The 26,073-nt window shown below is 31.3% G+C and carries 22 protein-coding genes; 6 read left to right on the plus strand and 16 right to left on the minus strand.

Annotation, left to right across the window (positions count from 1 at the left end; all coding sequences use genetic code 11):
- Positions 1-16: 16 nt before the first annotated feature.
- From O5O44_RS12665 to O5O44_RS12680, 4 genes are all read right to left on the minus strand, one after another.
- Complete coding sequence (locus tag O5O44_RS12665) at positions 17-1,720, minus strand: alanine/glycine:cation symporter family protein (RefSeq protein ID WP_019388692.1); 1,704 nt, start codon at positions 1,718-1,720, stop codon at positions 17-19.
- A gap of 108 nt (positions 1,721-1,828) precedes the next feature.
- A complete protein-coding gene (locus tag O5O44_RS12670) occupies positions 1,829-2,848 on the minus strand; it encodes a potassium channel family protein (RefSeq protein ID WP_019388691.1) in 1,020 nt (339 codons plus the stop codon).
- Positions 2,845-3,072, minus strand: a complete 228-nt coding sequence (locus O5O44_RS12675) for a PspC domain-containing protein (RefSeq protein WP_019388690.1) — start codon at positions 3,070-3,072, stop codon at positions 2,845-2,847. Before O5O44_RS12675 ends, O5O44_RS12670 begins: the two co-directional genes overlap by 4 nt.
- 90 nt (positions 3,073-3,162) lie before the next feature.
- Positions 3,163-4,440: a DUF2851 family protein gene (locus O5O44_RS12680; protein WP_289194654.1), complete on the minus strand. Its 1,278-nt coding sequence runs from the start codon at positions 4,438-4,440 to the stop codon at positions 3,163-3,165.
- A 67-nt stretch (positions 4,441-4,507) separates the two neighbouring features.
- Between O5O44_RS12680 and O5O44_RS12685 the strand changes: the two genes are divergently transcribed.
- Positions 4,508-4,903, plus strand: coding sequence for a DUF2721 domain-containing protein (locus O5O44_RS12685; protein ID WP_289194655.1), 396 nt, complete (start codon positions 4,508-4,510; stop codon positions 4,901-4,903).
- On the opposite strand, the gene O5O44_RS12690 is transcribed toward O5O44_RS12685, so the two are convergent.
- Both O5O44_RS12690 and O5O44_RS12695 read right to left on the minus strand, forming a co-directional pair.
- Positions 4,900-5,751, minus strand: coding sequence for a sterol desaturase family protein (locus O5O44_RS12690; RefSeq protein ID WP_289194656.1), 852 nt, complete (start codon positions 5,749-5,751; stop codon positions 4,900-4,902). The two genes, O5O44_RS12685 and O5O44_RS12690, sit on opposite strands and share 4 nt — an antisense overlap.
- A 26-nt stretch (positions 5,752-5,777) precedes the next feature.
- A complete protein-coding gene (locus O5O44_RS12695) occupies positions 5,778-6,269 on the minus strand; it encodes a YkgJ family cysteine cluster protein (protein WP_289194657.1) in 492 nt (163 codons plus the stop codon).
- A gap of 82 nt (positions 6,270-6,351) precedes the next feature.
- Here O5O44_RS12695 and O5O44_RS12700 point away from each other — a divergent pair, with 82 nt between their 5' ends.
- Positions 6,352-7,050 carry a class I SAM-dependent methyltransferase gene (locus tag O5O44_RS12700; RefSeq protein WP_289194658.1) on the plus strand — a complete coding sequence of 233 codons (699 nt, stop codon included), beginning with the start codon at positions 6,352-6,354 and terminating at the stop codon, positions 7,048-7,050.
- A gap of 2 nt (positions 7,051-7,052) precedes the next feature.
- Here the strand turns inward: O5O44_RS12700 and O5O44_RS12705 are convergent, their stop codons facing one another.
- The 3 genes from O5O44_RS12705 to O5O44_RS12715 form a co-directional block, all read right to left on the minus strand.
- On the minus strand, positions 7,053-7,457 hold the full coding sequence (locus O5O44_RS12705; protein ID WP_289194659.1) for a hypothetical protein: 405 nt from the start codon (positions 7,455-7,457) through the stop codon (positions 7,053-7,055).
- 210 nt (positions 7,458-7,667) lie between these two features.
- Positions 7,668-9,395 (minus strand): TonB-dependent receptor, encoded by a 1,728-nt coding sequence (locus O5O44_RS12710; protein ID WP_289194660.1) that lies wholly within the window; start codon positions 9,393-9,395, stop codon positions 7,668-7,670.
- 75 nt (positions 9,396-9,470) lie between these two features.
- Entirely contained in the window at positions 9,471-12,491 is a 3,021-nt protein-coding gene (locus O5O44_RS12715) for a tetratricopeptide repeat protein (protein WP_289194661.1), read from the minus strand.
- Positions 12,492-12,722: 231 nt separating this feature from the next.
- Here O5O44_RS12715 and O5O44_RS12720 point away from each other — a divergent pair, with 231 nt between their 5' ends.
- From O5O44_RS12720 to O5O44_RS12735, 4 genes are read left to right on the plus strand one after another with little or no spacing between them, the layout of a single operon-like run.
- Entirely contained in the window at positions 12,723-13,406 is a 684-nt protein-coding gene (locus O5O44_RS12720; protein ID WP_289194662.1) for a cell division ATP-binding protein FtsE, read from the plus strand.
- A 1-nt stretch (position 13,407) separates the two neighbouring features.
- Positions 13,408-14,145, plus strand: coding sequence for a class I SAM-dependent methyltransferase (locus tag O5O44_RS12725; RefSeq protein ID WP_289194663.1), 738 nt, complete (start codon positions 13,408-13,410; stop codon positions 14,143-14,145).
- A complete protein-coding gene (locus O5O44_RS12730; RefSeq protein WP_289194664.1) occupies positions 14,145-15,035 on the plus strand; it encodes a glycosyltransferase family 2 protein in 891 nt (296 codons plus the stop codon). Before O5O44_RS12725 ends, O5O44_RS12730 begins: the two co-directional genes overlap by 1 nt.
- Positions 15,032-15,970: a glycosyltransferase family 2 protein gene (locus tag O5O44_RS12735; RefSeq protein ID WP_289194665.1), complete on the plus strand. Its 939-nt coding sequence runs from the start codon at positions 15,032-15,034 to the stop codon at positions 15,968-15,970. Before O5O44_RS12730 ends, O5O44_RS12735 begins: the two co-directional genes overlap by 4 nt.
- Before the next feature lie 11 nt (positions 15,971-15,981).
- Here O5O44_RS12735 and O5O44_RS12740 read toward each other — a convergent pair whose 3' ends face one another.
- The 7 genes from O5O44_RS12740 to typA all read right to left on the minus strand — a co-directional run bounded on the left by O5O44_RS12740 (position 15,982) and on the right by typA (position 25,955).
- Complete coding sequence (locus O5O44_RS12740; RefSeq protein WP_289194666.1) at positions 15,982-17,100, minus strand: glycosyltransferase family 2 protein; 1,119 nt, start codon at positions 17,098-17,100, stop codon at positions 15,982-15,984.
- Positions 17,090-18,223, minus strand: a complete 1,134-nt coding sequence (locus O5O44_RS12745) for a hypothetical protein (RefSeq protein WP_289194667.1) — start codon at positions 18,221-18,223, stop codon at positions 17,090-17,092. Before O5O44_RS12745 ends, O5O44_RS12740 begins: the two co-directional genes overlap by 11 nt.
- Before the next feature lie 188 nt (positions 18,224-18,411).
- The gene (locus tag O5O44_RS12750) at positions 18,412-19,497 is read right to left on the minus strand and encodes a glycosyltransferase (protein ID WP_289194668.1); all 1,086 of its coding nucleotides are present in this window, start codon (positions 19,495-19,497) and stop codon (positions 18,412-18,414) included.
- Positions 19,494-20,849, minus strand: a complete 1,356-nt coding sequence (locus tag O5O44_RS12755) for a phosphoethanolamine transferase (protein WP_289194669.1) — start codon at positions 20,847-20,849, stop codon at positions 19,494-19,496. The genes O5O44_RS12750 and O5O44_RS12755 overlap by 4 nt, the downstream gene beginning before the upstream one ends.
- A 268-nt stretch (positions 20,850-21,117) precedes the next feature.
- Positions 21,118-22,374: an O-antigen translocase gene (locus tag O5O44_RS12760; protein ID WP_289194670.1), complete on the minus strand. Its 1,257-nt coding sequence runs from the start codon at positions 22,372-22,374 to the stop codon at positions 21,118-21,120.
- A 66-nt stretch (positions 22,375-22,440) separates the two neighbouring features.
- Positions 22,441-23,742 carry an O-antigen translocase gene (locus O5O44_RS12765; RefSeq protein ID WP_289194671.1) on the minus strand — a complete coding sequence of 434 codons (1,302 nt, stop codon included), beginning with the start codon at positions 23,740-23,742 and terminating at the stop codon, positions 22,441-22,443.
- A 413-nt stretch (positions 23,743-24,155) separates the two neighbouring features.
- Positions 24,156-25,955 (minus strand): translational GTPase TypA, encoded by a 1,800-nt coding sequence (gene typA / locus O5O44_RS12775; RefSeq protein ID WP_289194673.1) that lies wholly within the window; start codon positions 25,953-25,955, stop codon positions 24,156-24,158.
- Positions 25,956-26,073 lie beyond the last annotated feature (118 nt).

Raw genomic sequence — 26,073 nt, forward strand, 5'->3', positions numbered from 1 at the left:
TATAGTCTTTGTTTATTTAGTTATCTATTGCTTCCTTTTTAAGGTTAATAGCATCAAGATAGCGCTTTAATTGTCGCTTAACAACTGGGAACAACAGGAACAGACCAACCATGTTCGGGAAAATCATGGCAAAAATCATGGCATCTGAGAACGACCAAATAGAGTTCATACTTGCCGCTGCACCAATTACTACGAAAGTTAAAAATAAAAGTTTATAGATTAAATCGGCTGTTTTACCTCTACCGAAAAGAAATTTCCAAGATTGTAAGCCATAGTAAGACCAAGAAATCATTGTTGAAACCGCAAATAAAACTACGGCAATGGTTAAAAACACATTTGAATATGGAATATATTGTGCAAATGCTTTAGATGTAATTCCTGCGCCTTCAAAAGGCATACCGTCAATAAAAACAACTCCAGATCCATCGCCACCGTATTCGAAGAATCCTCCAAAGTTAAATATAACAATTACTAAAGCTGTCATGGTACAAATTACCACTGTATCAATAAACGGCTCTAGTAAAGCCACTAAACCTTCACTCGCTGAGTATTTTGTTCTTACTGCAGAATGAGCAATAGATGCTGAACCTGCACCTGCTTCGTTCGAAAAGGCAGCACGTTGAAATCCTACCAACAATACTCCAATTAACGAACCTACTCCAAAAGCTGTTGGACTAAAAGCTTCTTCAACTATTAGACCAATTGCATCATCAATTAAGCTAAAATTACTTAGGATAATATAAACACATGCAACTATATACATTAAGGCCATGAAAGGCACTACTTTTTCGGTTACCGATGCAATACGTTTAATTCCACCAATGATAATTACCCCAACCAAAACAGCCAACACCAAACCAACAATGGCTCCTGCCGCTGTACTTTCCCATTCGAAAAGTTCTTTTATCACGATAGTGGCTTGATTAGATTGTGCCGCATTACCTCCACCAAAAGAACCTCCTATACAGAAAACAGCAAATATTCCTGCTGCTATTTTACCAAAAGTTTTAAATCCTTTGGCTTTAAGACCTTTACTTATATAATACATAGGGCCACCGTATACTGTTCCATCTTCACCAACATCTCTGTATTGCACACCTAAAGTACACTCCACAAACTTTGTAGACATTCCTAATAAACCACAAACAATCATCCAGAATGTTGCGCCTGGTCCTCCTAGAGCAATTGCCAATGCCACACCAGCAATATTACCATTACCTACAGTTCCGGAAACTGCTGTTGCTAAAGCTTGAAAATGCGAAACTTCACCTTCAGAACTTTCATCTCTTATGGTATCAACAATATCGCCATCAATGGCTAAATCGGTTTTAAGATTCTCAATATGTTCCTCGATATCTACATTTGAGAGGTCTTGACCCTGTGCAATACCATCTTCTCCATAAAGTTCTTTAGCACCATGTTTTTCAATATCTTCATACTTCCCTCTTACCGTATTAATAGCTGTCCAGAAATATCTAACATTTGGAAACCCAAAATAAATTGTAAAAAACAATGCACTACCAACTAATAATAATAATACAAATGGAATTGTATAAACCCCATCATCGTAAATTGGAAAGAAAATTACATCTGTAAAAAATTGAGCTACGGGAGCAAATGCTTGATCTATTTTTTGGTCTAAACCTATTTCGGAAGTTTCTTGAGCAAATATTAAAAATGGAAATATTAAAGTGAGCACTGAAAGAAGATATTTCTTCATTGGAAAATTATGTTAGTTAGTTTTTATTGAAAGATTCTTATTAAAAGGTAGCAAGATGCTAAAAAAAAATCATTTTTTAAAACAATGGTTGTTAAAATAGCATAATCGTTAATCGATATCGTACTCTGTATTTAAGGCTTCAATTTGTTCTGGACGACCTAGAACGATAATTTTCGAATGTCTTGCCAATTTTAATTCTGCCCCAGGATTTACAATATATTCACCATTTTCATCTTTATAGCCTATTACGGTGCATCCGGTTTTTTTTCTTAGATCCAAATCCTTAATAGTTTTAGGTGTTTTTGAATTATAAAATTTTTCAACAGCAACTTCTTCAATATTGATATCAGACTTACCAACTATTGATAGATTATCAATAAACTCCATTAAACCAGGGACAACAACTAATGATGCCATATGATCGCCTCCAATTTTATCTGGTAAAATAACATTATTGGCTCCCGCGAACTTTAACTTATCATAAGATGATTCGTTTGAAGCACGACTAATTATATTTATTTTTTTATTCAGTTGTCTTGTTGAAAGAACCACAAATAAATTATCGGCATCGTTTGGTAGTGCCGAAATAAAACAGGAAGCTCTATCAACTCCTGCTTGAATTAAGGTTTCATCTTCATTAGCATTTCCAATGACATAGGGAACTTCATCCAATTTTAAACGGTCTTCTAATTCTTTATTCTTTTCAACTACAACAAACTGTTTATTGTATGCCATGAGCTTTCTTGCTGCTTGCTTACCGTTTCTTCCGTAGCCACAAATTACAATGTGATTCTTGAAATTATCAATATCCTTTTGCATCTTTTTTTGTTTTAATTCGTCTAGGTCATTTTTACTTAAAATGTATTCTGTAATTATAGATAAAGCATAACCTACTATAACTACACTCGCTAAAATTAAAAATATGGTAAATATTTTAGATTGATCATCCAATGGCACCACTTCTCCAAAACCCACCGTGGTCATGGTTATAACGGTCATATACAAAGCATCGATCCAGGTGTAACCAGAAATCATTTTATAACCAGTAACTCCAATAAGTAATAGTGCAGCCAATAACAAAACGGCTGTATATATTTTTGTTCTAAAAAACTGTACAAGTTGGTTCATAAATCAAAAACCGATGAGCGTTTTGTATAAACTAAATCTTTAATACGCATCCAAAATGCTAAAAACAAATAAAGTGCAAAACCAAAACCAAGAGTAACGAAAGTTAAATACATGAATGATGTTCTTACCACTTTAGCTCTTATCCCAAGCCTCTCTGCAATACGTTGGCACACGTAATAACCATGTTTTTGGAAAAATAATAGAGGTTTATAAATATTATTCATGCTGCAATTTAACTATAAATTTAATATTAGTTATTTAAATAATCTTACAATTTAAAGTGATTGTGAATTTATTCATTTTTATCTGTTTTATTAAGCATTCGCTGAAATAAGAGAATTCCCAATAGCACATTGTAAACATTTGTTTTTATCGCAATACTCTGATTTAAGTTGTATGAGTGCTTGTGAATGTAATGACGAATTTGAAACCTTTTTCAAATTGTTAAACGCTTTAATTATGTTGTTTTTTTCTGAAGTAATGGAAGTTGCTAGTTTTATTATTTCATTATCTATTACTTCTCCTTTTTGCTTGGAATAACTGAACTTTAAAGGCAGAATTGTATTGATTAATAATAAATCTACAAATGACTTTGTAAGTGTTTTTTTTATAGTTTTTGACTTTTTTTGAAACGTATAATGAGATTCCCAAAACTTAGAAGTTGATACCTTAAACAACTCATAAAATTCTTCCAGTTTTTTTATCTCGATGATTTTTGAAAATAAATTTTGATTTGTACCATATAAACTTGCCAGTTGAGATAACCTTATGGTTGGGAAATTAGGCGGTCTTAATCTAAAAAACTGTAGCGGCAGCACTTGAGTATTATTTAGATTAAATTTTAGCTTTAGAAATTCATATTCTTTTTTTAAACTTAGATGGTAGGCATCTTCTACATCTTTTTCAAGTAAACCCGATTGTCCAAGTAACAATGCTTCTAAAACTAGAGGAGTATTTCGTGTTTTTCTAATAATTGAAAAATCGATGGATTGGGCTAAACTAAAAAATGACTCACCATTGACTTTTAATCCGAAATTTCTAGTCAACATTTTAAACAAAACAGCTTCCCAATCGTTTTTTGATGCTGCTAAAAGCGTTTCAATGTTTTTAGATTTTCGTTCTAACCGTTCAAAGTATAGACGCTCAAGCCAATTATCTAGAATAAAACCATCTACTATTGCAAAATCGTTTTCACAATTAATCCATTTGTTTTGTTTCGCAAATAACCTTTCATAATTGTGCAATAAACCAACATCAACAATATTTTTGAGCTCTAAAGTAGGTATAACGCTATTGTCTTTCCTAAAAACTTCAGTGTCATCTTCCCAAACCACATGTAAAATGACATTATCATAGGCTTTATCTTGTTCATGATTATGCAAAAACCAATCAGAAGATTTGATATGAATTTCAACATTTCCAGCCCAAAGCTGATTTCCAATTTTAAGTTGAGCATTAAAAAAATCTGGACCTGAATTATAGTTATGCTGTCCCACGGAATTTATCATGACAGGCTCTCCGTTAACAGTTTTTAAATTATTTACTCCTATTTTTTTATGTTTCCAGATGTAATGTAGGAAGTCTTCTCGCATGCATCTAAAATAGAAAATATTCCGCTTTTTTATTTGATGTTGTTGAAATTTAAAAGAAATTTGAATTATGGAAGAACTCACACTTACAACACCTGCACTTTTATTCTCTGCTATTTCCTTGATAATGCTGGCTTACACCAATAGGTTTATAGCTTATGCTGCTATAATAAGAAACTTACATGACAAATATTTACAACAGAAAGACGAGCGATTAATAAAACAAATAAAAAACTTAAAACAGCGGCTATACTTGACTCAAGCTATGCAAATAACTGGTATAAGCAGCTTGTTACTTTGTGTACTCACCATGTTTTTAATTTATGTAGAACAACCTATTGTTGCTATTTGGGTTTTTGGTGCAGCTCTAATTTTATTAATTATTTCTTTAGCACTTTTAATCAAAGAAATTAAAATCTCTGTTAAGGCTTTAGAGCATCATATTAGCGATATTGAAAATAGCTAATCTTCATTAGTATTTACAGCTTCATACGATGTTGGCTTTTGATACTTTTGAAACGGTTGTTTCAGTAAATCTTTAATATTGCTGTTTTCTTCTTCATTAGGAAACACATCAACGCCATAAATTATTTTATCTGGATCTAATTCCATGTATGTTCCAAGTAGTCTATCCCATACCGAAAAAATATTTCCGTAGTTAGAATCTGTATATGGCATTTTATAATGATGGTGCACTTTATGCATGTTAGGAGATACTAACACATAACTTAACCATTTATCAACCTTTCTTGGAAGTTTAATATTGGAATGACTGAATTGTGTGGCGACAATAGACATAGATTGATATAACATGACTATCCCAATAGGCGCTCCAATCGCAAAAACACCTAATAAAGTAAACAAATAACGAATAACACTCTCAATAGGATGATGTCTGTTTGCTGTTGTAGCATCCACCTTATGGTCGGAATGATGAACCAAATGCACCATCCACAATGGTGGTACTTTATGCTCAATTAAATGCGGTAAATAAGCTCCAAAAAAATCCATTAAGAAGACACCTAATAATACATACAACCAAAGCGACATTTCTGGCAGCCAATTTAAAATTCCGAAATTATTAGTCATTACCCAATCGGCAGAATATAATAACAAAAATGCCATAGGAAGATTTACAGCAATTGTTGTAATAGTGAAAAATATATTAGGTACTGCATGTTTCCACTTTTTGTAATTGAAATTTACTAAAGGCATTGCACCTTCTAAAATCCAGAAAAAGGTTAAACCTGCCACAATAATAATCCCTCTATGTAACGGTGGTATGGTCTCGAAATAGTTTAAAATAGTTTCCAAAAGTTTAAATTTTTGTTTTAAAGATACTATTTTATTCTCTTTTTCATGTCCTCAACTATGTTATAAGCTGCAGGACATATTGCCACATTTTTTAAAGTAAGGTTTGAAATTTGCTGAAACTTTTTTCTATCTGTATGCGGAAATTCTTTGCATGCTTTTGGTCTAACCTCATAAATAGAACAGTAATTGTCTGGCCCTAAAAACGTACAAGGTACACTTTGCAAAACATAGTCGTTATCTTCATCGATTCGTAAAAATTCGGCGATAAATTGCTGAGTTTTCATTCTAAAATGTTTCGCAATTCTATCCACATCTTTATCTGTAAACAATGGACCTGTAGTTTTACAACAGTTGGCACACTCCAAACAATCGGTTCGTTTAAACTCCTCTTCATGCAATTCTTGCATAAGATAATCCAAATCTTTTGGCGGTTTCTTTTTTAACTTCGCGAAGAACTTTTTGTTTTCGTTATGTTTATCTTTGGCGAGCTTTGAAAGATTATTAATTAGGTCTTGCATGGTGTAAAATTAGACAATTTGTTTTATTAGACTCTTAAATGGGTTTTATTTTTAACGCATTTAATACCTTTTAATTTTTAAAATGAAAGACCTTTTTGGGAACGCTTTATTAGACTATCAAAATGGAAATTATTCCGAAGATATTATAACTTCAACGCATATTTCTGATGAAGATGTGTTACCTCTTCCCTATTTGTTTCGAGAATATAAAGACATGCCTAAAATAGAGCAGAAAGCTTTAAAACTTTGCAAAGGTGACATTTTAGATGTTGGATGCGGATCAGGAAGCCATAGCTTGTATTTGCAAAGCAAAGGCTATAAAGTTAAAGTTATTGATATTTCTAAAGGTGCTATTGAAGTTTCAAAACAACGCGGTGTATTGCATGCTGAAGTTTTAAATATTTTGGATGAGACCGAGACGTTTGATACCATTTTATTGTTAATGAATGGCACTGGTATTTTTCAAGAACTGACCCAAGTTTCAAAATACTTATCGCAGTTAAAAACACTTTTGAATCCTGGTGGACAGATTTTAATTGACTCATCGGATATAAAATATATGTATGAAGATGAAGATGGCGGGTTTTGGATGGATATGAATGCTGGTTACTACGGTGAGCTTGATTATTTTTTGAGCTATAAAGGTGAAAAAGAATCACCAATGAAGTGGTTGTATTTAGATTTTGAAACTTTAAAATTGGCCTGTGAAACTGTTGGACTTACATGTGAAATGTCTATGGAAGGAGAACATTTTGATTATTTGGCGCGTATTACAATCTAATTTTAATCTCTTATGAAAGTGCGCTGAGACTTTCCTTTACCGTAAACAAAGTTTGTTTGATTTAACACCGTAATCTTTTCGGTCATTTGATAATACAGACTTTGAATTTCGATATAATAATTTCCTTGTTTTAATACAATTGTGAAGTTTTCATGATCGTTGATAATGATTTCATTTTCTGTAGTTTTTTCGGCTTTTGGTGGTAAATTCATTTCTGGGAGCACCTCAATAAAACCTTTATGGTTTGAAATACTAAACCTGTAAACAACGTTTTTAGTATCGTTTTTTAATTTCCAATCGCCTTCAATTAGTGATTCTACATCATCCACAGATTTGCAGCTTTTCAGATTTTGAGAAAACGCATTTAATGCCGAAAATAAAATGATAAAAAGAAAAACTTTCTGCATGTGTTATTTAATTGAAATAAATATAGCCATAATTAAGCAATGCACATTGGGTTTATACATTTTCTGGCTGATACGCCCGCGTTAGGGATTGCAATGAAAATCCTTTTGTGAGGCACGAGCAAAAGATTGTAATGAAAAGCCCGACCCGACAGGGTAACGCCCAAATTATTTTTAAGGAGATCCTGAAACGAGATTTGGGTAACACAAGTGTTAAAAATCAAACTTATAAGTAGCTCCTGCTAAAAACTGAATGCTCTGTACAGGGAAATTTTGCCATTTTTGATAAGCCTCATTAGCTATATTGTTGGCTTTGGCAAATACCGAAAGCTGATTGTTTATGTGATAGCCAAGGTGCGCATTCGCATCGAAATAACTATCTAGAACCACCGTAAATGGCGTAGTAATTGTCATGCCGTCGTTTAAGAAAAACTGGTCTTTACGCTCGCCAATATAGAATAAATTTGTGCCTGCAAACCAATGTTCGTTTATCTGATAATCTAAAAAGAGTGAACCTTTTATGTCTGGTAAATTCCACGCTTCGGTTTCATTATCTGAGTTATAAGAGAAATATTCCGCTTTTATGCCCAGTTTAAAATTTCGGTTAACATCTACATTTATTTCGCCTGCAACTCCAAAGGTTTCAATATCGTCGTAAACGATGCCAAATGAGTTACCATAGGTATAGTCTTCGTTTGTTAAAGTGATTTCGTTGTTTCTAAAAAGAGCTTTGTTTCTATCGGCAATGTAACGACCGCTAATATTATAGCTCATATTGCTCGATAATTTCCCTTTTAAACCTACAAATGCGTTGTACAATTGATCTGTTGGCTGGATGAATAAGGTTGGCGAAACGAAGGGATTTTCGTTTGCAAATCCGTGATATGAATTCTGAATTAAATCGCCCTTTAAGCCGCCGTAAGCTATTAAAACATCGTTTACTAATCTGTAGGTTGCCGTAATATTTGGATACACATAAAAATTGTTATCGCCTGATTCTTTATCGTTTAAATAGAATAAAGACACGCCTAAATCTAAAGTTAAATCGTCTTGTTTTAGTTGATATGTTGGTGATAACCCTACTTGAAAGTTACCGTAATTGAGCTCGTTGGTATCTTCATAATTTCTATCGAAAGTTCCACCTAAATAGTCAATTTTTAAATCGGTTGAAATTTCTACATCGTTAATAGGTACATCGACTTTAGCTTTTACGGTAAATCTATTTTCTCCTGAGCCCTGATTGTCTCCAAAGCGTCTGAAAAAGAAACTTCCGGAATTAATGTAAGTGTCTTCAAATGAAATATCGCCACCAAAATGGGCATCGAAAAACGCATGATCTACTTCAATATTGTTGGCTTGTGCTTGCGCTATTTGAGATTCTGGAACACCATACCAATTGTATATTTGATGCTGAAAACCGCCTTCAACATTCCAAGCTAAATCTTTTAATCGGCTGGAATAGTTTAAATTTAATTTTGAATTTGAAAAATTATCGTTGAATGATATGCCTTCAATTCCGCCCGCAGATGAATGATGGCTTACATAACCACCAACGCTTTCATTTCTATTTATCGCGTGATTTAAATAAACTTCACCCAAAATAGTCGTGTAAGTTCCAACGCCTAAAGTAGCATAATTATCAAATAATTTTACCGGGGCGCGTTTTTCTACAACCGCCGCTTTTCCTTTTGCCGGTGTAAAGGTTGATGCAACAGGAAACGAAAATATATTGTATTTGATGTCTTTTTTGGTTTCGGTAGTTTCATCGTTTAATGATGGTACCTCTTTAACCTTAAAAGCATCTGAAATTGATGGTGTATATGGCTTTACTACATCAATTACACCAGTGTTAATAGTGTCGTTTTGTGTTCTTTGTGAAAACCCTAGGGTTATGCTAAATAAAAGAATACCAGTGAAAATATATTTTATTTGCTTACGCATATTTGATATGTTTTGATTAACGATTGACGATTTTTGATTTATGTATTAGGTTTTTGCTGCACTCAACCAGACTATTTAATCTTCTGGTGAAATAGATGCGTTTGTTTTGGCTTCTTCCCTTTTGATTTTATTCAGTTCTGTCTTGGCTTCGGAAACGACATCATCAAACTCTGGGAAATTTTGAATGACACTTTCTAAAATATAAGTAGCCTGAAAAGCATCTTTTAAAGCATAATAATTTTTAGCCATAAGCACCAAGCCTTTGGCGCTATAATATTTATATCCTGAAAAATCTTTTGCTAATTTTTGAACGGAACTATTTGAAGCTTCAAACCTACCTTCTTTATTCTTAAAATATGCATTAAAATACAAAGCTTCTGCTGCGGTTTCTCCAGTAGCCACGCGCTCAACATTCGCATATGCCGATTTTGCTCTGTCTTCATTTCCTGTTTTCATCGCAGAACGTGCAATTATAATATGTGCATCGCTTTTAATTTTGTTATCAATTTTAGAGCTTCCTAAAACTTTTTCAGCATAGGAAACCGCATTGGTATAATCTTCTAATTGATAATGGGCTTTCATTAAATTGGATTGAGCAAAAACAATATTCTGTGGATAATTAGCTTCAGCTTCCAAACGCTTTAACAAGGGAATTGCTTTGTTCCAACTTTTACGCTCTAAATAAAACTGCGATAATCGCGATAAGGCTTCTTCTGTAAATTCGCTCTGACTTGCATCTACCACATATTTATAATGAGGTGCTGCATTTTCCAATAAGTTGGTTTTGTAATATAATTGCGCCACATAAAAATGTGCTTGTAATGCATGTAAGCCATTCGGAAACTGATTTAAATAGCCATTAAATTGCTTTATGGCTTTTTCAGTATTGTTATCTAAATATTGTTTTTCGGCTGCTTCATAGGTGGCATTATCTAAATCGGCATCTGTAACCTCAACATAATCCAATTGCTTTACCCAACGGGCATATTCATCTACTCGACCTAAATCAATATAAATTAATCGTGCCGTAGAAACCGCTTGAACCGCTTCGGGTGTTCCTGGATAATCGCCAGCTACTTTTTTAAATTTTGTTAAAGCTTGCTCGTTATCACTACCATTATAATAAACCAACCCTTGTCGCAACAATGCTTTCGGCACGAAAGAACTCATACGGTATTCACTACTTAATTGATCATAAGCTTTCATCGCTTTATTTACTTCATTGGCCTTTACATACGAATTTCCGAGTTCGTAAAGTGCGTCGTCTCTAAGTTTTGAGTCAGGATACTCGACAATAAAATCTTCTAAGCCTTTTATTTTATTCGAAGTTTGCCCTGTATACCCAACGCTTATTGTTTTTTGAAATGCGGGATAATCTGAATCAATTTCATTTAGTTTGATTGCTTTTTCGTAAGCTGAAACGGCACTTTGGTATTGACTAGACACGAAATAACCATCACCCAAGCGTAAATAAGCATCATTAAGTCTTACTTTGTCGTCCTTTTTATTAGCCACAAATCGATTGAAATACTCGGAAGCTTTTCCATAGTTTTTCAATTTAAAATAAGTATACCCTAAGTTGTAATCTATATTTTCGATTTCAGGAGTAGAAGATGCCTCAGTTTGTTGCTGAAACTGTTTAAAACCTACAAGTGCATCGTCATAATTTGTTAAATTATAATCGGCTTCTGCTTTCCAAAATGTTGCTCTCGAAGTAAAAATAGGATCACGAGGTTCTTTTAATGACGCATCAAAAAGAGATTCGGCTTCTTGATAATTTCCTTCATTATATAATTCTAAACCTCTGTAAAATGCTACTTTTTGATATGCCATTTTATTCTCAAAACTATTTTTGTTTTCGAGTAGTTTTAAGGCTTCTTTATAATTTTTGGAAGTGATATAAGAATCAATTAAAAGTGTTTCAATTTCTTCTTTATAACCCGTATTTGGATATTTTTCTAAATAACCGGCTAACACTTGTGGTGCCGATTGATATGGGTTTCCTATTTCGTAACTAATTTTTGCATAATTTAACCAAGCATCTTCTTGGATTTTTAAATCGAAATTCATTTGTGATGCATTTCTAAACGCATTTAATGCTTCTTGTTTTTTATCTAAATTGATATAGCTTTCACCTAAATGATAATATGCATTTTGGGCAATAGCATCATTCCCTCCAATTATTTTATTAAATTCTGAAATGGCATTTTCATAATCCTTTTGCTTGTAGTAAGCATAACCAAGTTGATAAAAATCGGTATTATTCCACTTTCCTCTTTTGCCTTTATATGCTTTTAAATAAGGAATTGCCGTTTGATACTTTTCTAAATTAAAATAACTCTCGCCTATTATTTTTGAAAGCTCTGAAACTTCATTATCATCGCTAGACGCTAGTCGTGCTTTGGCAAGTTCGATGGCTTTTTCAAATTTTCCGAGTTTAAAATTTAAATCGGCCTGATAGTACGAAAGTTTTTCTTTGTAACGCTCTTGGTCGCTAACTTGATCGAAATACGCATTAGCCTGATCGTAATCATCACCTTCATAAGCCATAAAACCGATATAGTATTTCGCTTGCGAGCCGAATTCTTGTGAGTTTTCCACTTTGCTTAGATACTTTTTAGCATCTTTATATTGTTTTGTAGAAAACGCAGTATATCCATTATTAAAATAGAATTTTTCACGTTCTTTTCTACCTAAAGCATTTTCATCAACTTTATCATACCATTTTCTAGCGTAGGCGTATTTTGAGTTTTCAAAATAATAATCGGCTACATCAACAAATGCCGTATTTCTTTTGGTACTAGTTGGGTATTCTTTTACAAAATCTTCAACCAACTGGTCTGCATTTTGTTGGTTTAATCGCACTGCGCAGTTCGCAATATAATAGGCACAATTAGATTGTAAAATATCTTCTTGCGCGGTCTTCTTTACATTACTGAACATAGTTTGAGCCGCCTGATACTGCTGATTATTATAAAGCGACAATGCTTTTTGATAATCTACCAAACTACTTGTATAGGTTGCAGATTGCTGCGCTATGATTTGAAAACTAAAACTTATTGCAATAACTAATAAACCGATACTTTTCTTAATCATTTTGGACTAATTATTAAATTTAAAATCAAAGATAAATTAATATGAATCTTATAACGTAATAATCGTGCCATAATTATAAACCGAGTTATTAAATGTTAAAACATGCTGAAAATTACAACACAGAATTCAATTGTTTTATCTACAACTATTTTAAAGTTTTGACGTTTATCTTTTACATTCAAGTTTTAAATAATACTTTTACAACAGACAATTAAGAATTCTATTTAATCTATGCCAGATCCTATTTTACAACTTAAAGACGCTTCTATTTTTCAAGGTGATAGCTTAGTGCTTTCAAATGTTAATGTTGAAATTAATAAAGGCGAATTTGTGTATTTAATTGGAAAAACGGGAACCGGAAAAAGTAGTTTTATGAAAACGCTTTATGGCGATTTACCACTTACCGAAGGCGAAGGACATATTGTAGATTTCGATTTAAAAAACCTTAAAGAAAAAGACATTCCTTATCTACGCCGAAAATTAGGCGTGGTATTTCAAGATTTTAAACTGCTAACGGATAGAACTATAAATGATAATTTATTATTTGTTTTAAAAGCGACTGGTTGGAAAGACAAAGATAGAATGAAAACACGTGTTGAAGAAGTTTTAACCAAAGTAGATATGAAAACTAAAGGTTTTAAATTTCCTCACGAACTTTCAGGAGGCGAACAACAACGTGTTGCTATTGCAAGAGCATTGTTAAATAATCCTGAGCTTATACTTGCCGACGAACCTACTGGAAACTTAGACCCGCAAACAAGCGTTGAAGTCATGGAAGTGCTTCAAGACATTAATAAAAATGGCAATACTATATTAATGGCAACTCACGACTATGCTTTGCTTCTTAAATACCCAAGTAAGACTTTGAAATGTGATGAGAATCAGGTATATGAGGTAGTTCAGCGTAAAGGATAATATGTACAATTCTATAAAAAAAGGTCTTAAATCTGTAATTCCGAAGCGCTTCTTAATTAAGAATGAAATGCTTTTTCGGAATATATTTGGTGTTTTCTATAAAGGCAACAATCACGAATGCAATATTTGTAAAAAAAAATTAAGAGCTTTTATTGAATTAGAAAATCAAGATTTACTTTGTCCTTTTTGTGGTAGTTTATCAAGAAACCGAAGGCTTTGGCAATTACTTCATGAAAATGATACATTAAAAGGAAATCTGCTGCATTTTTCACCTTCTAGAAACCTTTATAGAACACTAAAAAAAAACAAAAACATCAATTACTTTAGTAGTGATTTTGAGAATGAATTTCTAGCCGACTATAAATTCGACATCACCAATATCGAACAAAAAGACGCCACTTTTGATACTATTATTTGTTATCATATCTTAGAGCATATTACAAACGACCAAAAAGCTATGAAAGAACTTTACAGAGTACTTAAACCAAACGGTAAAGTTTATATTCAAACACCGTATAAGACAGGTGATATTTATGAAAATGATTCTATAACAACTCCGGAAGAACGTTTTATACATTTTGGACAAGAAGATCACGTAAGAGTTTATTCAATTGAGGGTTTGAAAGACAGATTGGAATCTAATGGTTTTAATGTGAAGCAAATCACATACAGTCAAAATGAAGATGATTTAAAATACGGATTTTTGTCGCCAGAAACAGTATTAATTGCTAACAAATAATGCTTTCAATTTTAATTCCTACATACAATTACAATGTATATCCGCTTGCAAGCCAACTTGAAAAGCAAGCTCTCGATTCTAATATCGCGTTTGAAATTATTTGTATTGATGATGGCTCGAAATCTGCAATCAACGTGGAAAATGAAAAAATCAATAGGCTCAAAAATTCAAAATTCATTGCACAAACAAAAAATGTTGGTTTAAGTAATAATAGAAATGCATTGGCAAGAGAATCGAAATATGAAAACTTGCTATTTATTGACGGCGACTCATTACTACCAGATGCACAATTCATAGTGAGATATAAAAAAGCATTACAAGCCGATACCGATGTTATTTACGGTGGAAGAATCCACCCAGAAAAAGTAGAAGCAAACAGGAAACTTCGCTGGAAATATGGTATTTTTAAAGAAGATGCTAGCGCCAATAAAAGAAATAAAAATATTTACAAAAGCGTCCTTTTTAATAATACATTAATTAAAAAAAGTGTTTTCACCACAATTGGTTTTGAGAAAAGCATTACTGAATATGGTCATGAAGACACTGTTTTTGCATATAATTTAAGTGAAATTAAAGCCTCAATTTTACATATAGACAACCCAGTTTTACATGGCGATGTTGATTTGAATGAAGTGTATTTCAAGAAAACACATAAATCGTTAGAGAATCTAGATACTATATACAAAACCAGAATGATTGAACCAGAATTCACAACATTTTTAAAGGTTTTTATAAAATTGGAAAGGTTTAAATTGAATTACGTTTTTGCATTCGTTTATAAAATTTTTTCACCTTTTTTTGCTTACAATTTAAAATCTAAACACCCGTCGCTATATGTCTTTGAGTTATTTAGATTAAGTTATTTTTGTCATATTAATTTAAAAACATGACGCCTTTTTTTTCTGTAATTATACCCTTGTACAACAAGGAAGATTTGATTGAGCAAACCATAAAAGGTGTGCTTAAGCAAGTATTTACAGATTTTGAAGTCGTTATAGTAAACGATGGCTCCACAGATAGCAGTTTAGATAAAATAAAACCCTTAGTTGATGCGCGTTTTAAAATTATAAATCAAGAAAACAAAGGCGCATCATACGCTAGAAATGTAGGTGTTGCCAATGCTGAAGGCAAATATATGGCTCTGTTGGATGCCGACGATCTTTGGAGTGAAAACCATCTTTTAGAATTAAAAAAGCTCATCGATAAATTCCCAAACGCAGGTTTATTTTGTAATAACTACGAAGTAATTTATACGAACAGGTTAAAACAACCTGCCAAATTTAATTTTGAATATGATATAAACTGCTTAATAGTTAAAGACTTTTTCAAAGCTAGTGTTACTAATTCTGTTGCTTGGACTTCTGCAGTTGGATTTACAAAAGAAAAATTTAATTCTGTTGGAGGTTTCAATACCAATTTAAAAACTGCTCAAGATTTAGATTTATGGATTAAAATGGCTTTGAAATATGAAGTTGCTTTCAACCCCAGCATTACCATGTCTTATAAATTTCATGTTGATAATAGTTTATCAAAAAGCAATTATAATGATATTAGATATGAGTTTATTAATAATTTCTCAGAAGAAGAAAAAACAAACGCTTCACTTAAACTTTATTTAGATATCAACCGATGCGCTGTAGCTATTCGATGTAAAATGAATGACGAGCATGAGCTTTACAAAAAACTAAAATCAGAAATTGACGATTCTAATTTGAACTTTAAGCAAAAATTTTTACTTAATTCTCCAAAGTATGTTTTAAAATTAACTAAACAAATCCATAGTCTTTTAGTTAAAAACGGATTGTACTATTCTGCCAACAGGTAATTTACGCTTTACTATTTCTCTTCTTTTAAACCTAAGATGCTAAAAAAGAAACTGAAAAGAATAGTCTGAATTCCTAAAACCACAACTACTATAGCTGGCACTATTATTTTTAGTATTCTTTCTGTACTTTCCATATTGTTTTTAAAGCCAAAATAATATATAGCTAGGCCTATTAATGTTAGAAAAAAACCAAGTATTACCCCACGTTCTAGAGTGAAATAAACGAATAAATTATCGTAGCTTTTTTTTCTTGGAATTAACCCATGGTTAGTTGCATAAATTTTAGTGAGTGCATAAAATACTACAAATTGAAAGCTTATTAAAAATAATCCAGCAAAAAGTGGAATCCATTTTAAATTATGGTTATTGGTGTCAAACGAAATATTTACGGCTCCAATTATACCAATAAGCATGCATAAAAATCCTGGAATGAGGAACAACCATTTTGGACTATACAACAATAAAAATCTTAAATGTCGCCAACCATCTGGGAAAGTTCTTAAATGCGCTTTTCTATTTCTTCCAGCCGGAAAAACTGTTGTAGGTACTTCAGTTATCTTTAAATTTAATAACGATGCCTTTACAATAATTTCTGAGGCAAATTCCATACCTGGAGTTGACAAGTTCATTTTATTGTACGCATCTCGAGTAAAACCTCTTAACCCACAATGAAAATCGCCTAAATTAGTTCTGAAAAATAAATTACCAATAAAGGTCAAAACAGGGTTTCCAACATAGCGATGTAAAAAAGGCATGGCATCTTTTTTATTTTCACCTTTAAAACGATTTCCCATGACTAAGTCTGAACCTGACCTCAAATTATCAAGAAATAAATTAAGGTTAAGAATGTCATGACTATCATCTGTATCTGCCGTAATAATGTATTTTCCCTGCGAACCTTCTATTGCTCCTCTGGATGCGTTTCCGTATCCTTTTTTCTCAACATTCACGACTACTGCTCCTAAGTTCTTAGCGATTTCCTGAGAGCCGTCTGTACTTCCATTATCGCCAATTACAACTTCACCATCAATATTATTTACTTGCATAAAAGTTTGTGCCTTTTTTATACAAGATGCGATAGTTTCTGCTTCATTTAAGCATGGCATAACTATAGATAATTCAAGACTCACGTGGCTTTTCGTTTTTAAAAAATTCGTTTAACAATATGATGAAAGTTGCAAAAATAACCCAATCAAAATAGAAAATATAGCGCTTTATAGAATGTATTACTAAAGCTATAAGCGCATTATTAGCAAACATAAACAATGTAGCGATGACAATAAATTTATAAATATTTTTATTCGTCTTAATAAAGTTAAACACTCCATAGCAGAGTAACATTAAAAAGAATAGGAATTGTTTTGATGAGCCAAATGCGTTTTTTAGGTTTTTAGTAAAAAGTTTAATCCAAACTTTAAAGTTTTGCTTTATTAATGGAATAACCATTTGGGAACACAAGGTGTTTAAAGCAATATTACTTTCAATATAATTTAGTCCTTTGGCTTGGTAATAATCTAAACCTAAGTCATAAATTCTTCTATTACATATTTTAGCAAAATTATGCTGAAAGAATAAATAATCATCCTTATCTACACTTAAGTTTTGGTTTCGTGTTAATTCTGCTTCTTGTAAACTCGTATAAATTAAATTGAAATATGTTCTTTGATCTTGATCAGAAAAAAGGTTAATATCACTTTCATTGGCAATATAAAATGGTGAAGCAATAACATGAACATAATTCATAGCGTTGTTTACAAAATGACCAAATACTATTTTATTATAGACTCTTTCTGTAAAACTTGTTAGAATTGGAATAGCTATCAAAAGAACTAAAAAATAGTAATATTTCTTGAAAGATTTCTTCTTATAAAGAATAAAACCAACTATTAAAATTAATGCCGGTATTAAAGATAAAAATTGTCCTCGTGTTAAAATTAGAACAAACAATAAAACGCTAATCTTATATAAATACGTCAAATTCTCTTCCACAAACATTTTTAAGGTTAAGGCAAAAATCACCAAAAAAATAGGATAAGTTAAAGCCTCACTCAGTATAGCGCTGCCTAAATCGTGAACATAAACACAAGGTGCTAAACAGATAAGTTGTATTATTATAATACCAACTTTATGAATATTAAAAACCTGTCTTAAATAGGAAAGAAAAAAATGCACTCCAAATACTATTATTCCATATTGGGCTATAACTAGAGGTAATTCAAAACTATCTCCAAAAACGCTAGTGAAAATTTTCAAAAAAGTACAATAGAACGGGCTATGATTCAACGCCATATCTATAAATGTATAACTATCAGGAAAGTAAATGGCACCTTTTGAAATAACAAAAATTCCTATAAATACATATATAAGAATCTGAATTATACTATTTAAATTAATTTGTTTGCTAAAAAGTTTCAATAATCTCGTTAATTTATTTATAAATACTACTTTGTTTGTTCCAATTCACTTAATAATTCATTCCAAGTTTTAGAGATTTTTTCCATTGAAAAACTTTGTATACTAGCTTTAGTATTTTCTTTACATTTTAAATAAAGAGATTGATCTTCAATAAATAAATTAAAAGCATCAGCCAAAGCCATTTCGTTATGATTTTCTACCAACAACCCATTCTGTTTATGCTGAACAATCTCATTCGGTCCAGATTTACAATCTACTGAAACAACAGGTGTTCCGCAGCTTAAAGATTCTACTAAAACCATAGGAAACCCTTCATGTCTACTAGTTAAAACCGTAAAAATAGCCTTTTTAACATATGGGAAAGGATTTTCGAGGTAGTTAATATGATTTACGTAAGAATCTAATCGAAATTCATTTATTTTTCCATGTAAAAAAGCAAGATCTTCTCCTTCACCTATTACATATAGTTTAATTCCTCTTTCCGGTAAAATTGAACGTTTATATGCTGATAATAACAAAGTTAAATTCTTTACTTTCTCGTCAATACGGCCAAAAAACAATATATAATCTTCATTTATTATAATGGGTTCATTCGCTTTTTTTGTTATACTTTCAATATTATTTGGATTGTATATTTGATGAGTATTGACAAACTTATACTTACTTACAAGCACTTTTTGAATTTCTTTGCTTACAGCAACAATTTCAACATTCTTGTACAATATTTTTGCTAGGAAAGGTAAACGCGGTAAATACTTTTTTAAATGATAACTATGAATAACTGTTATGATGCTTTTCGCTTTAAATACAATTTTATATAGAATATATTCTTTAAAAAAATTTGGTCTTGTGCGGTTATCTATAATAATATCGAAATTCTGATTTTTAAAATATGCCCTTAAGATTTTAACTTTTTTAAAATTAGAATTACTATTGCTTAATAATTCATCAAGTTGAAATAAATGACCTGAAAAATCAAAATCGACAACACTTTTAGTAGTTACAATATGTATCTCATGTCCCAAATTACTAAGCATTAGAGAAAGTAATGCACTAAAACGTTCAGCGCCTCCTTTTCCTAACGATGTTGTAACGATGCATATTTTTTTCATGGTGCAAAAAAAGTATCATAATTAATAGTATCTTTTATGATACGTTTTCGGTCCTTAAAATCTTCACTAAAAATACTTCTTGATGTTTCAACCTCCTTAGCAGAAATATGAAGTAAATCTGCTATTGAATGAAATAAATCGTCAATCATATATTTTCTATTACTTTCAAAATACAAAGCCTTTTCCTCTTTATATTTTTGTGATTGCCACAAAAAGAAAGGGATATCAAACATTTGTTTGGAATAAATATCTTCATTATGACCTGCCATATCTAATTCAGAATACATTTCTTCTGCATGATCAGAAAAATATAAGACAAAACTTTTTTTATTAAGACTGTCCACTTTTCTTATGACTTCGGAAATGATAAAATCGTTATATAAAATGGTATTATCATAATGATTTATTTTAGCGAAGCTTTCTTCAGATTTAAAATTAGTGCGAGGTTCATCATTAAATTTACTAAATGACTCAGGATATCTGTTTTCGTAATGGTGGTGTGTTCCCATCATGTGAAGAAATATAACCTTCTTCTGTTTTTTATAACGTAATGCTTTATTAAACTCAACTAAAAGTTCACCATCTAAAACTTTACTATTACCTGCAACAGTTGTTGTTAAAAATTTACTTTCTTTAGATGAGAGACTAATTTTAGTAATCATGCTTTCAAATGGGCCAATTGGTCTTTGATTTGAAAGCCAATACGTATCAAAACCTACTGCATTAATTAGTTGAATTATAGAGCCTTCTGATATTCTATCTGGATTTTCATAATTCGCTAAAGTTAAAATCTTGGTTAAGGCACCAACAGAATAAACATGAGGACTAATAACATCGTTGTATATTGCCAATTGATTTTTAATACTGCTAAGTTTAGGCGTTGTTTCTCTGTAATAATCATAAATTCCCATGTGTGATCTAGCTGTAGACTCGCCAATAATTACAACATAAACCTCGTCTTCATTAGTACCAGATAGCCTTGAAACATCATTGAAGTTACCCGTTTTGTTATTTTTATAGTCTCCAAGTTTTTCAGATTCAGCTCTATATTCTATACCAGATTTTAATATTAAATAAGGAAGATTAAATCGAATTAATGTCGATTGACGGATAAATAAAACAATTCCAAAAAACAATAATAGAATCTTAAGCTTTGAGTATTTTGATTGAACAAAGTTATTTTCGAAGATATTACGTGATTTTAAAAGCAGGTATAAAACAAGTAGACCAAAAATAAGTGTGAAAACGATTATTGGAGTATCAATATAAAAGTTTAAAAATTCTTTACTTTCTTCGGCATTTGAATCTAAAGTTACAAATATAGCAGACGAACTAAAATAGGTATCAAACAAGTAATAATAAGCAGTTTCTAAAAAAAGACAGATTGAAAAAAATACAAACGATATATAAAAACAAATCGTTTTTAACTTATTACTTTGGAATATATAAATCAGACAGATTAAAGCGCTAGCGAAAAAAATATTTTCGAGAAAATTATATAAACTAAATATTGTTATTGAACTTGAAATAATTTCAAACAAAAAAGCAACTATGATTAGTGTGCCATATTTATAGAAAATTTTCAATAATTTTTTCATAAAGTTAATTCATCAAAGCTCTTTACTCCACTTCCCTACCTATTAAACTATGTCTCAAAATAAATAGTACGATTAGTAAAAACAAAACATATCTAACAAAATGTGCCATTACCACACCGTCTGTTCCATAAATATCTATAAAATAAACTGAAAAGCCATAGAACATTAAAACTGAAAACACTTCAGTAATAATGAAATAACCCATTTGTTTTTTTGCTATAAACTGATAAGATAATACAATGGCTATAAACTTAACTAAATCTCCTAATAATTGCCATTTAAAAAGGCTAGACATTTCTAAAAACTCGTTGGTATATAACGCTTTAATAATAAAATCCCTAAAAATAAAAACGATTACCATTCCAATAAAAAGCAAAGGCAATAGCATTTTATATATTTTAATCACTTCTTTTCTAAAATCAACCGTATTGTTCAATTTTGCATACACAGGTAAAATATACAAAGGAAATATTGCTGCGGTAAATTGCATATATACCTTAGAAATGGAATTCATAGCCGTCCAATAACCAGCATCGGCCATACTTATTTTATCTTGAATTAAATGCCTAATGGCAACATCTGTTATGTTAATAAGAAAAACAACTACCAAGGTCATTAAACTATAAGACAGTAATTGCTTTTTAAAACTTAAATTAAATGATATACTTCTTAAATTAATATAACCACTGTAAGTTTTTGAACTTAAAATAATATAAATGAGAAATTGCAAAAAAGGTATGGTGCTAAAGGCAATTAAACTTCCTGTAAGTCCAAATTTTATAGTTAAAAGCACAATTAAAACAGTACTTGTAATAACGACAACTAACCCTATTTTCGAGAATAGTCTGTAGGCAGACAATCCATTTAATAATGAGTACAAAACGGCATTAACACTTGTAAAAGGCAGTATAAATGCTAAAATCTTAAAGATAAAACCAAAACCAGAACCCTCTCCAAAAATGAAGTTACTCAGGGTATTAGACCAGAAAAATAAAATTATAAAGGAAATTATACAGGTAATAGCAGATAAAACAAAAACCGTTGAAAATAAGTTGTTTAATTGCTTTTTATCGTCTTTATGTTGCGCAATATACTTTACTAAACCATTTGAGGTCCCTAATATTGAAAACTGCTCAAGAAAAGCTAATACATTTTTTAAATTACCAACTAAAGAAATTCCTTCTGCGCCGATTAAAATGGCCAATACTTTTTGTGAAACTAAGGAAAACAACATTCTTACTAAAACCAACCCTGTGTTAGCAGAAGTTACTTTTAACAATAAATTATTTTTTATGAAACTTGGTATTTTCAATAATTAAGGAGAATAAATTAATAAAATGGATAGTTAATTATTTTCGCTTTCTACACCAAAAAGAGAACTTCCAAATATGAGCAATAATATACCAAAATACATTAAATAACTCACTAAATGAGCAATAACCGCACCTTCTACGTTGTCAAGTAAATCAATAAAATAAACACTAGTAACGTATAAAATTATTACTAAAAAAGCTTCGGTTAATATATAATGCCAAAACATTTTCTTAGCTAAAAATTGATATGCAATTATGATAGATAGTATTTTTACAAAATCGCCTAAAAGTTGAAATAAAAATAAATCTTCAACAGGTTCAAATTCCTCAGTGAATATGATTAATACAATCACATGTCGTAGCAAATAAATAACAACCAACCCAGCAAAAAGTAACGGAATTATTGTTTTATAAAAGCTTATTACTTCTTTTTTAAACTCCCTTTTCGTATTAATTTCCGAAAATCGAGGTAATAGATAAAGTGCAACTAACGAACTCACAAACATTAAATAGTAGTCTGAAATTCGAGTCATAGCTTCCCAGAAACCAGCATCTTTGTAACCAATATTTTCAATAATATAAGATCTTATGGCTATAGCAATAAAAGGCAAAAACACTGCCGAAAAAAGCGCCATTAATGAATACGGACTTAACTTTTTAAATATACTATAACTAACCTGACTAACTTTAATTTGTGAGACTAAACTTTTTCTATTAATAATACCAACCAGCGTGATTAGAAAAATTAACGACTCCGCTATAACTACCGATATTAATGCGCCATCAATCTTATTTTGATAAATTAAAAGTAAGGCAATGGAAACACTTAAAATTTGCCCTATTATATTTATAATAATTAAGATTTTATACTTTGAAAACCCATTCATAATCGAGAACGAGAACATGTTTAAAGCATAAAAAGGAAGCACAATTGCGAAGATTTTAATAACGTATGCGTAGTCGTTATAAGTTGGAAATATGATATCATTTATCCATTCGGCCCTGAAATAACAAAAAAATGAGACTATAACGGTAGCTATAAATCCCATGTAATAAACCGTAGAGAGGGTTTTACTTAACTTTACAGTATCCTCTTTAAATTCAGAAATATACTTAACTACCCCCTTATAAAACCCAACAGTGGCAACGGTTTGAAAAGCTCCTACAAAATTTCGTAAATTACCAATAAGAGCCAACCCTTCTGCACCAATAAATACGGCTATAGCTTTCGACGTTAAAATACCGGCTATTATTCTGGTTAGTACTGAAGCGGTTTGTAATGAGGCTATTTTTACTAAAACCTTATTGTTGATATAATCAATTAATTTTTTCAATTAATATTTTATTTCCTTGGCCATTTAACTTATTACACGCTATTAATATCAATAAACGCTTAAAGGGATTACAATTTCTCTGGATTTATAAATGTAATCAAATATACAAAATGATTTAAGTTATACTTGAAATCCGCACTAAAACTGCCATTAATAAATTAAATCTTTAGGCAGAAAACTAATTTTTATTTTTTAAAATGTAGTATAAATTAATACAAAAAATGGCAATGTTTGTAATAATTATTGGTTTGGATATGGGCTGAAGAATAAATCCATAAAACACAAATAGTAAACACCCAAAGGCATTTACTATTCGTAAGCTATATACAGATTTCATTAAGAATGATATCAGTACAGTTGCCATTGCAGCATAACCAACCCACTCTATCCACGAAACCCCTAAGAATTCCATATTAAATAGATTTGTTTCGTTTACGCTCTACTTCTGTTAAGTAAATTTTACGTAATCGTAAATAGTTAGGCGTTACCTCAACATACTCATCTTTTTGAATATATTCCAAAGCCTCTTCTAATGAGAATTTAATCGCCGGAACAATTTTAGCTTTATCATCAGCACCCGATGAACGTACGTTACTTAACTTTTTAGTTTTGGTTACGTTAACCGTCATATCATCACCACGAGAATTTTCACCAATAACTTGCCCCTCGTAAATATCTTCACCCGGATCAACGAAAAACTTACCTCTATCTTGTAATTTATCAATAGAATAAGGAATCGCTTGTCCTTTTTCCATAGAAACTAACGATCCGTTTTGACGCTCAGGAATACCTCCCTTCAGGGGTTGATATTCTTTAAAACGGTGAGCCATAATAGCTTCACCAGCAGTAGCCGTTAGTAATTGGTTTCGTAAACCAATAATACCTCTAGATGGTATCATAAACTGACAAACCATACGTTCACCTTTAGCTTCCATACTCAGCATTTCACCTTTACGCATCGTTACCATTTCTATCGCTTTACCAGAAACTGTTTCAGGTAAATCAATAGTCATTTCTTCAACAGGTTCACATTTTACACCATCAATAACTTTTACAATTACTTGTGGCTGACCAATTTGAAGTTCGTATCCTTCACGTCGCATCGTTTCAATTAAAACCGATAAGTGTAATACACCACGACCAAAAACCATAAACTTATCTGCACTATCAGTTTCTTCAACTCTTAATGCTAAGTTTTTTTCTAATTCTTTATTTAATCTATCTTTTATGTGTCGAGATGTTACAAATTTTCCGTCTTTACCAAAAAATGGCGAATCGTTAATTGTAAACAACATACTCATTGTTGGCTCATCAATAGCAATAGTTTTTAGGCCTTCTGGGTTTTCCCAATCAGCAACAGTATCACCAATTTCAAAATTTTCTAGACCAACAAGTGCACAAATATCTCCAGTTTGAACTTCGTCTACTTTTTTACGACCTAAACCTTCAAAAGTATGTAGTTCTTTTATTTTTGATTTCACAACGCTACCATCTCTTTTTACTAAAGATATGTTTTGTCCTGCTTTTAATTCGCCACGTGTTAATCTACCAATAGCAATTCGTCCTGTAAATGATGAAAAATCTAACGATGTAATTAACATTTGAGTAGTTCCTTCAGCAATTTTTGGTGCAGGTATATGCTCAATTACCATATCTAACAATGGCTCAATATTAGTAGTTGGTTTTTGCCAATCTTCACTCATCCAATTATTTTTCGCAGACCCATAAACGGTAGGGAAATCTAACTGCCATTCCTCAGCACCCAATTCAAACATTAAATCAAAAACTTTTTCATGTACTTCGTCTGGCGTACAGTTTTCTTTATCTACTTTATTAACAACCACACAAGGTTTTAAACCTAAATCAATCGCTTTTTGTAATACAAAACGGGTTTGTGGCATTGGTCCTTCAAAAGCATCAACTAATAATAAAACACCATCTGCCATATTAAGTACACGCTCTACTTCTCCTCCAAAATCGGCGTGACCTGGTGTATCAATAATATTAATTTTTGTGTCTTTGTATATTACAGAAACGTTTTTAGAGGTAATAGTAATTCCTCTTTCACGCTCTAAATCGTTATTATCAAGAATTAAATCTCCAGTATTTTCGTTTTCTCTAAAGAGCTGACAATGATACATAATCTTATCAACCAAGGTTGTTTTACCATGATCAACGTGTGCAATAATTGCAATATTTTTTATATTAGCCATAACAGTGCCTTATTTTAAGCGTGCAAAGGTACATGATATTTAGTTAATTATATGTTATAATTAAATAGTATTATACTTTTTAAATGTCGTTTTCGTTAATTTTATAAAAATAGCGTTC

The sequence above is a fragment of the Algibacter luteus genome, assembly GCF_030344935.1.
GTDB classification, from domain to species: domain Bacteria; phylum Bacteroidota; class Bacteroidia; order Flavobacteriales; family Flavobacteriaceae; genus Arenitalea; species Arenitalea lutea.

Coding starts and splice junctions, on each gene's coding strand:
- O5O44_RS12665 (WP_019388692.1), bottom strand. CDS start 1,720: ATGAAGAAATATCTTCTTTCAGTGCTCACTTTAATATTTCCATTTTTA.
- O5O44_RS12670 (WP_019388691.1), bottom strand. CDS start 2,848: ATGAACCAACTTGTACAGTTTTTTAGAACAAAAATATATACAGCCGTT.
- O5O44_RS12675 (WP_019388690.1), bottom strand. CDS start 3,072: ATGAATAATATTTATAAACCTCTATTATTTTTCCAAAAACATGGTTAT.
- O5O44_RS12680 (WP_289194654.1), bottom strand. CDS start 4,440: ATGCGAGAAGACTTCCTACATTACATCTGGAAACATAAAAAAATAGGA.
- O5O44_RS12685 (WP_289194655.1), top strand. CDS start 4,508: ATGGAAGAACTCACACTTACAACACCTGCACTTTTATTCTCTGCTATT.
- O5O44_RS12695 (WP_289194657.1), bottom strand. CDS start 6,269: ATGCAAGACCTAATTAATAATCTTTCAAAGCTCGCCAAAGATAAACAT.
- O5O44_RS12700 (WP_289194658.1), top strand. CDS start 6,352: ATGAAAGACCTTTTTGGGAACGCTTTATTAGACTATCAAAATGGAAAT.
- O5O44_RS12705 (WP_289194659.1), bottom strand. CDS start 7,457: ATGCAGAAAGTTTTTCTTTTTATCATTTTATTTTCGGCATTAAATGCG.
- O5O44_RS12710 (WP_289194660.1), bottom strand. CDS start 9,395: ATGCGTAAGCAAATAAAATATATTTTCACTGGTATTCTTTTATTTAGC.
- O5O44_RS12715 (WP_289194661.1), bottom strand. CDS start 12,491: ATGATTAAGAAAAGTATCGGTTTATTAGTTATTGCAATAAGTTTTAGT.
- O5O44_RS12720 (WP_289194662.1), top strand. CDS start 12,723: ATGCCAGATCCTATTTTACAACTTAAAGACGCTTCTATTTTTCAAGGT.
- O5O44_RS12725 (WP_289194663.1), top strand. CDS start 13,408: ATGTACAATTCTATAAAAAAAGGTCTTAAATCTGTAATTCCGAAGCGC.
- O5O44_RS12730 (WP_289194664.1), top strand. CDS start 14,145: ATGCTTTCAATTTTAATTCCTACATACAATTACAATGTATATCCGCTT.
- O5O44_RS12735 (WP_289194665.1), top strand. CDS start 15,032: ATGACGCCTTTTTTTTCTGTAATTATACCCTTGTACAACAAGGAAGAT.
- O5O44_RS12750 (WP_289194668.1), bottom strand. CDS start 19,497: ATGAAAAAAATATGCATCGTTACAACATCGTTAGGAAAAGGAGGCGCT.
- typA (WP_289194673.1), bottom strand. CDS start 25,955: ATGGCTAATATAAAAAATATTGCAATTATTGCACACGTTGATCATGGT.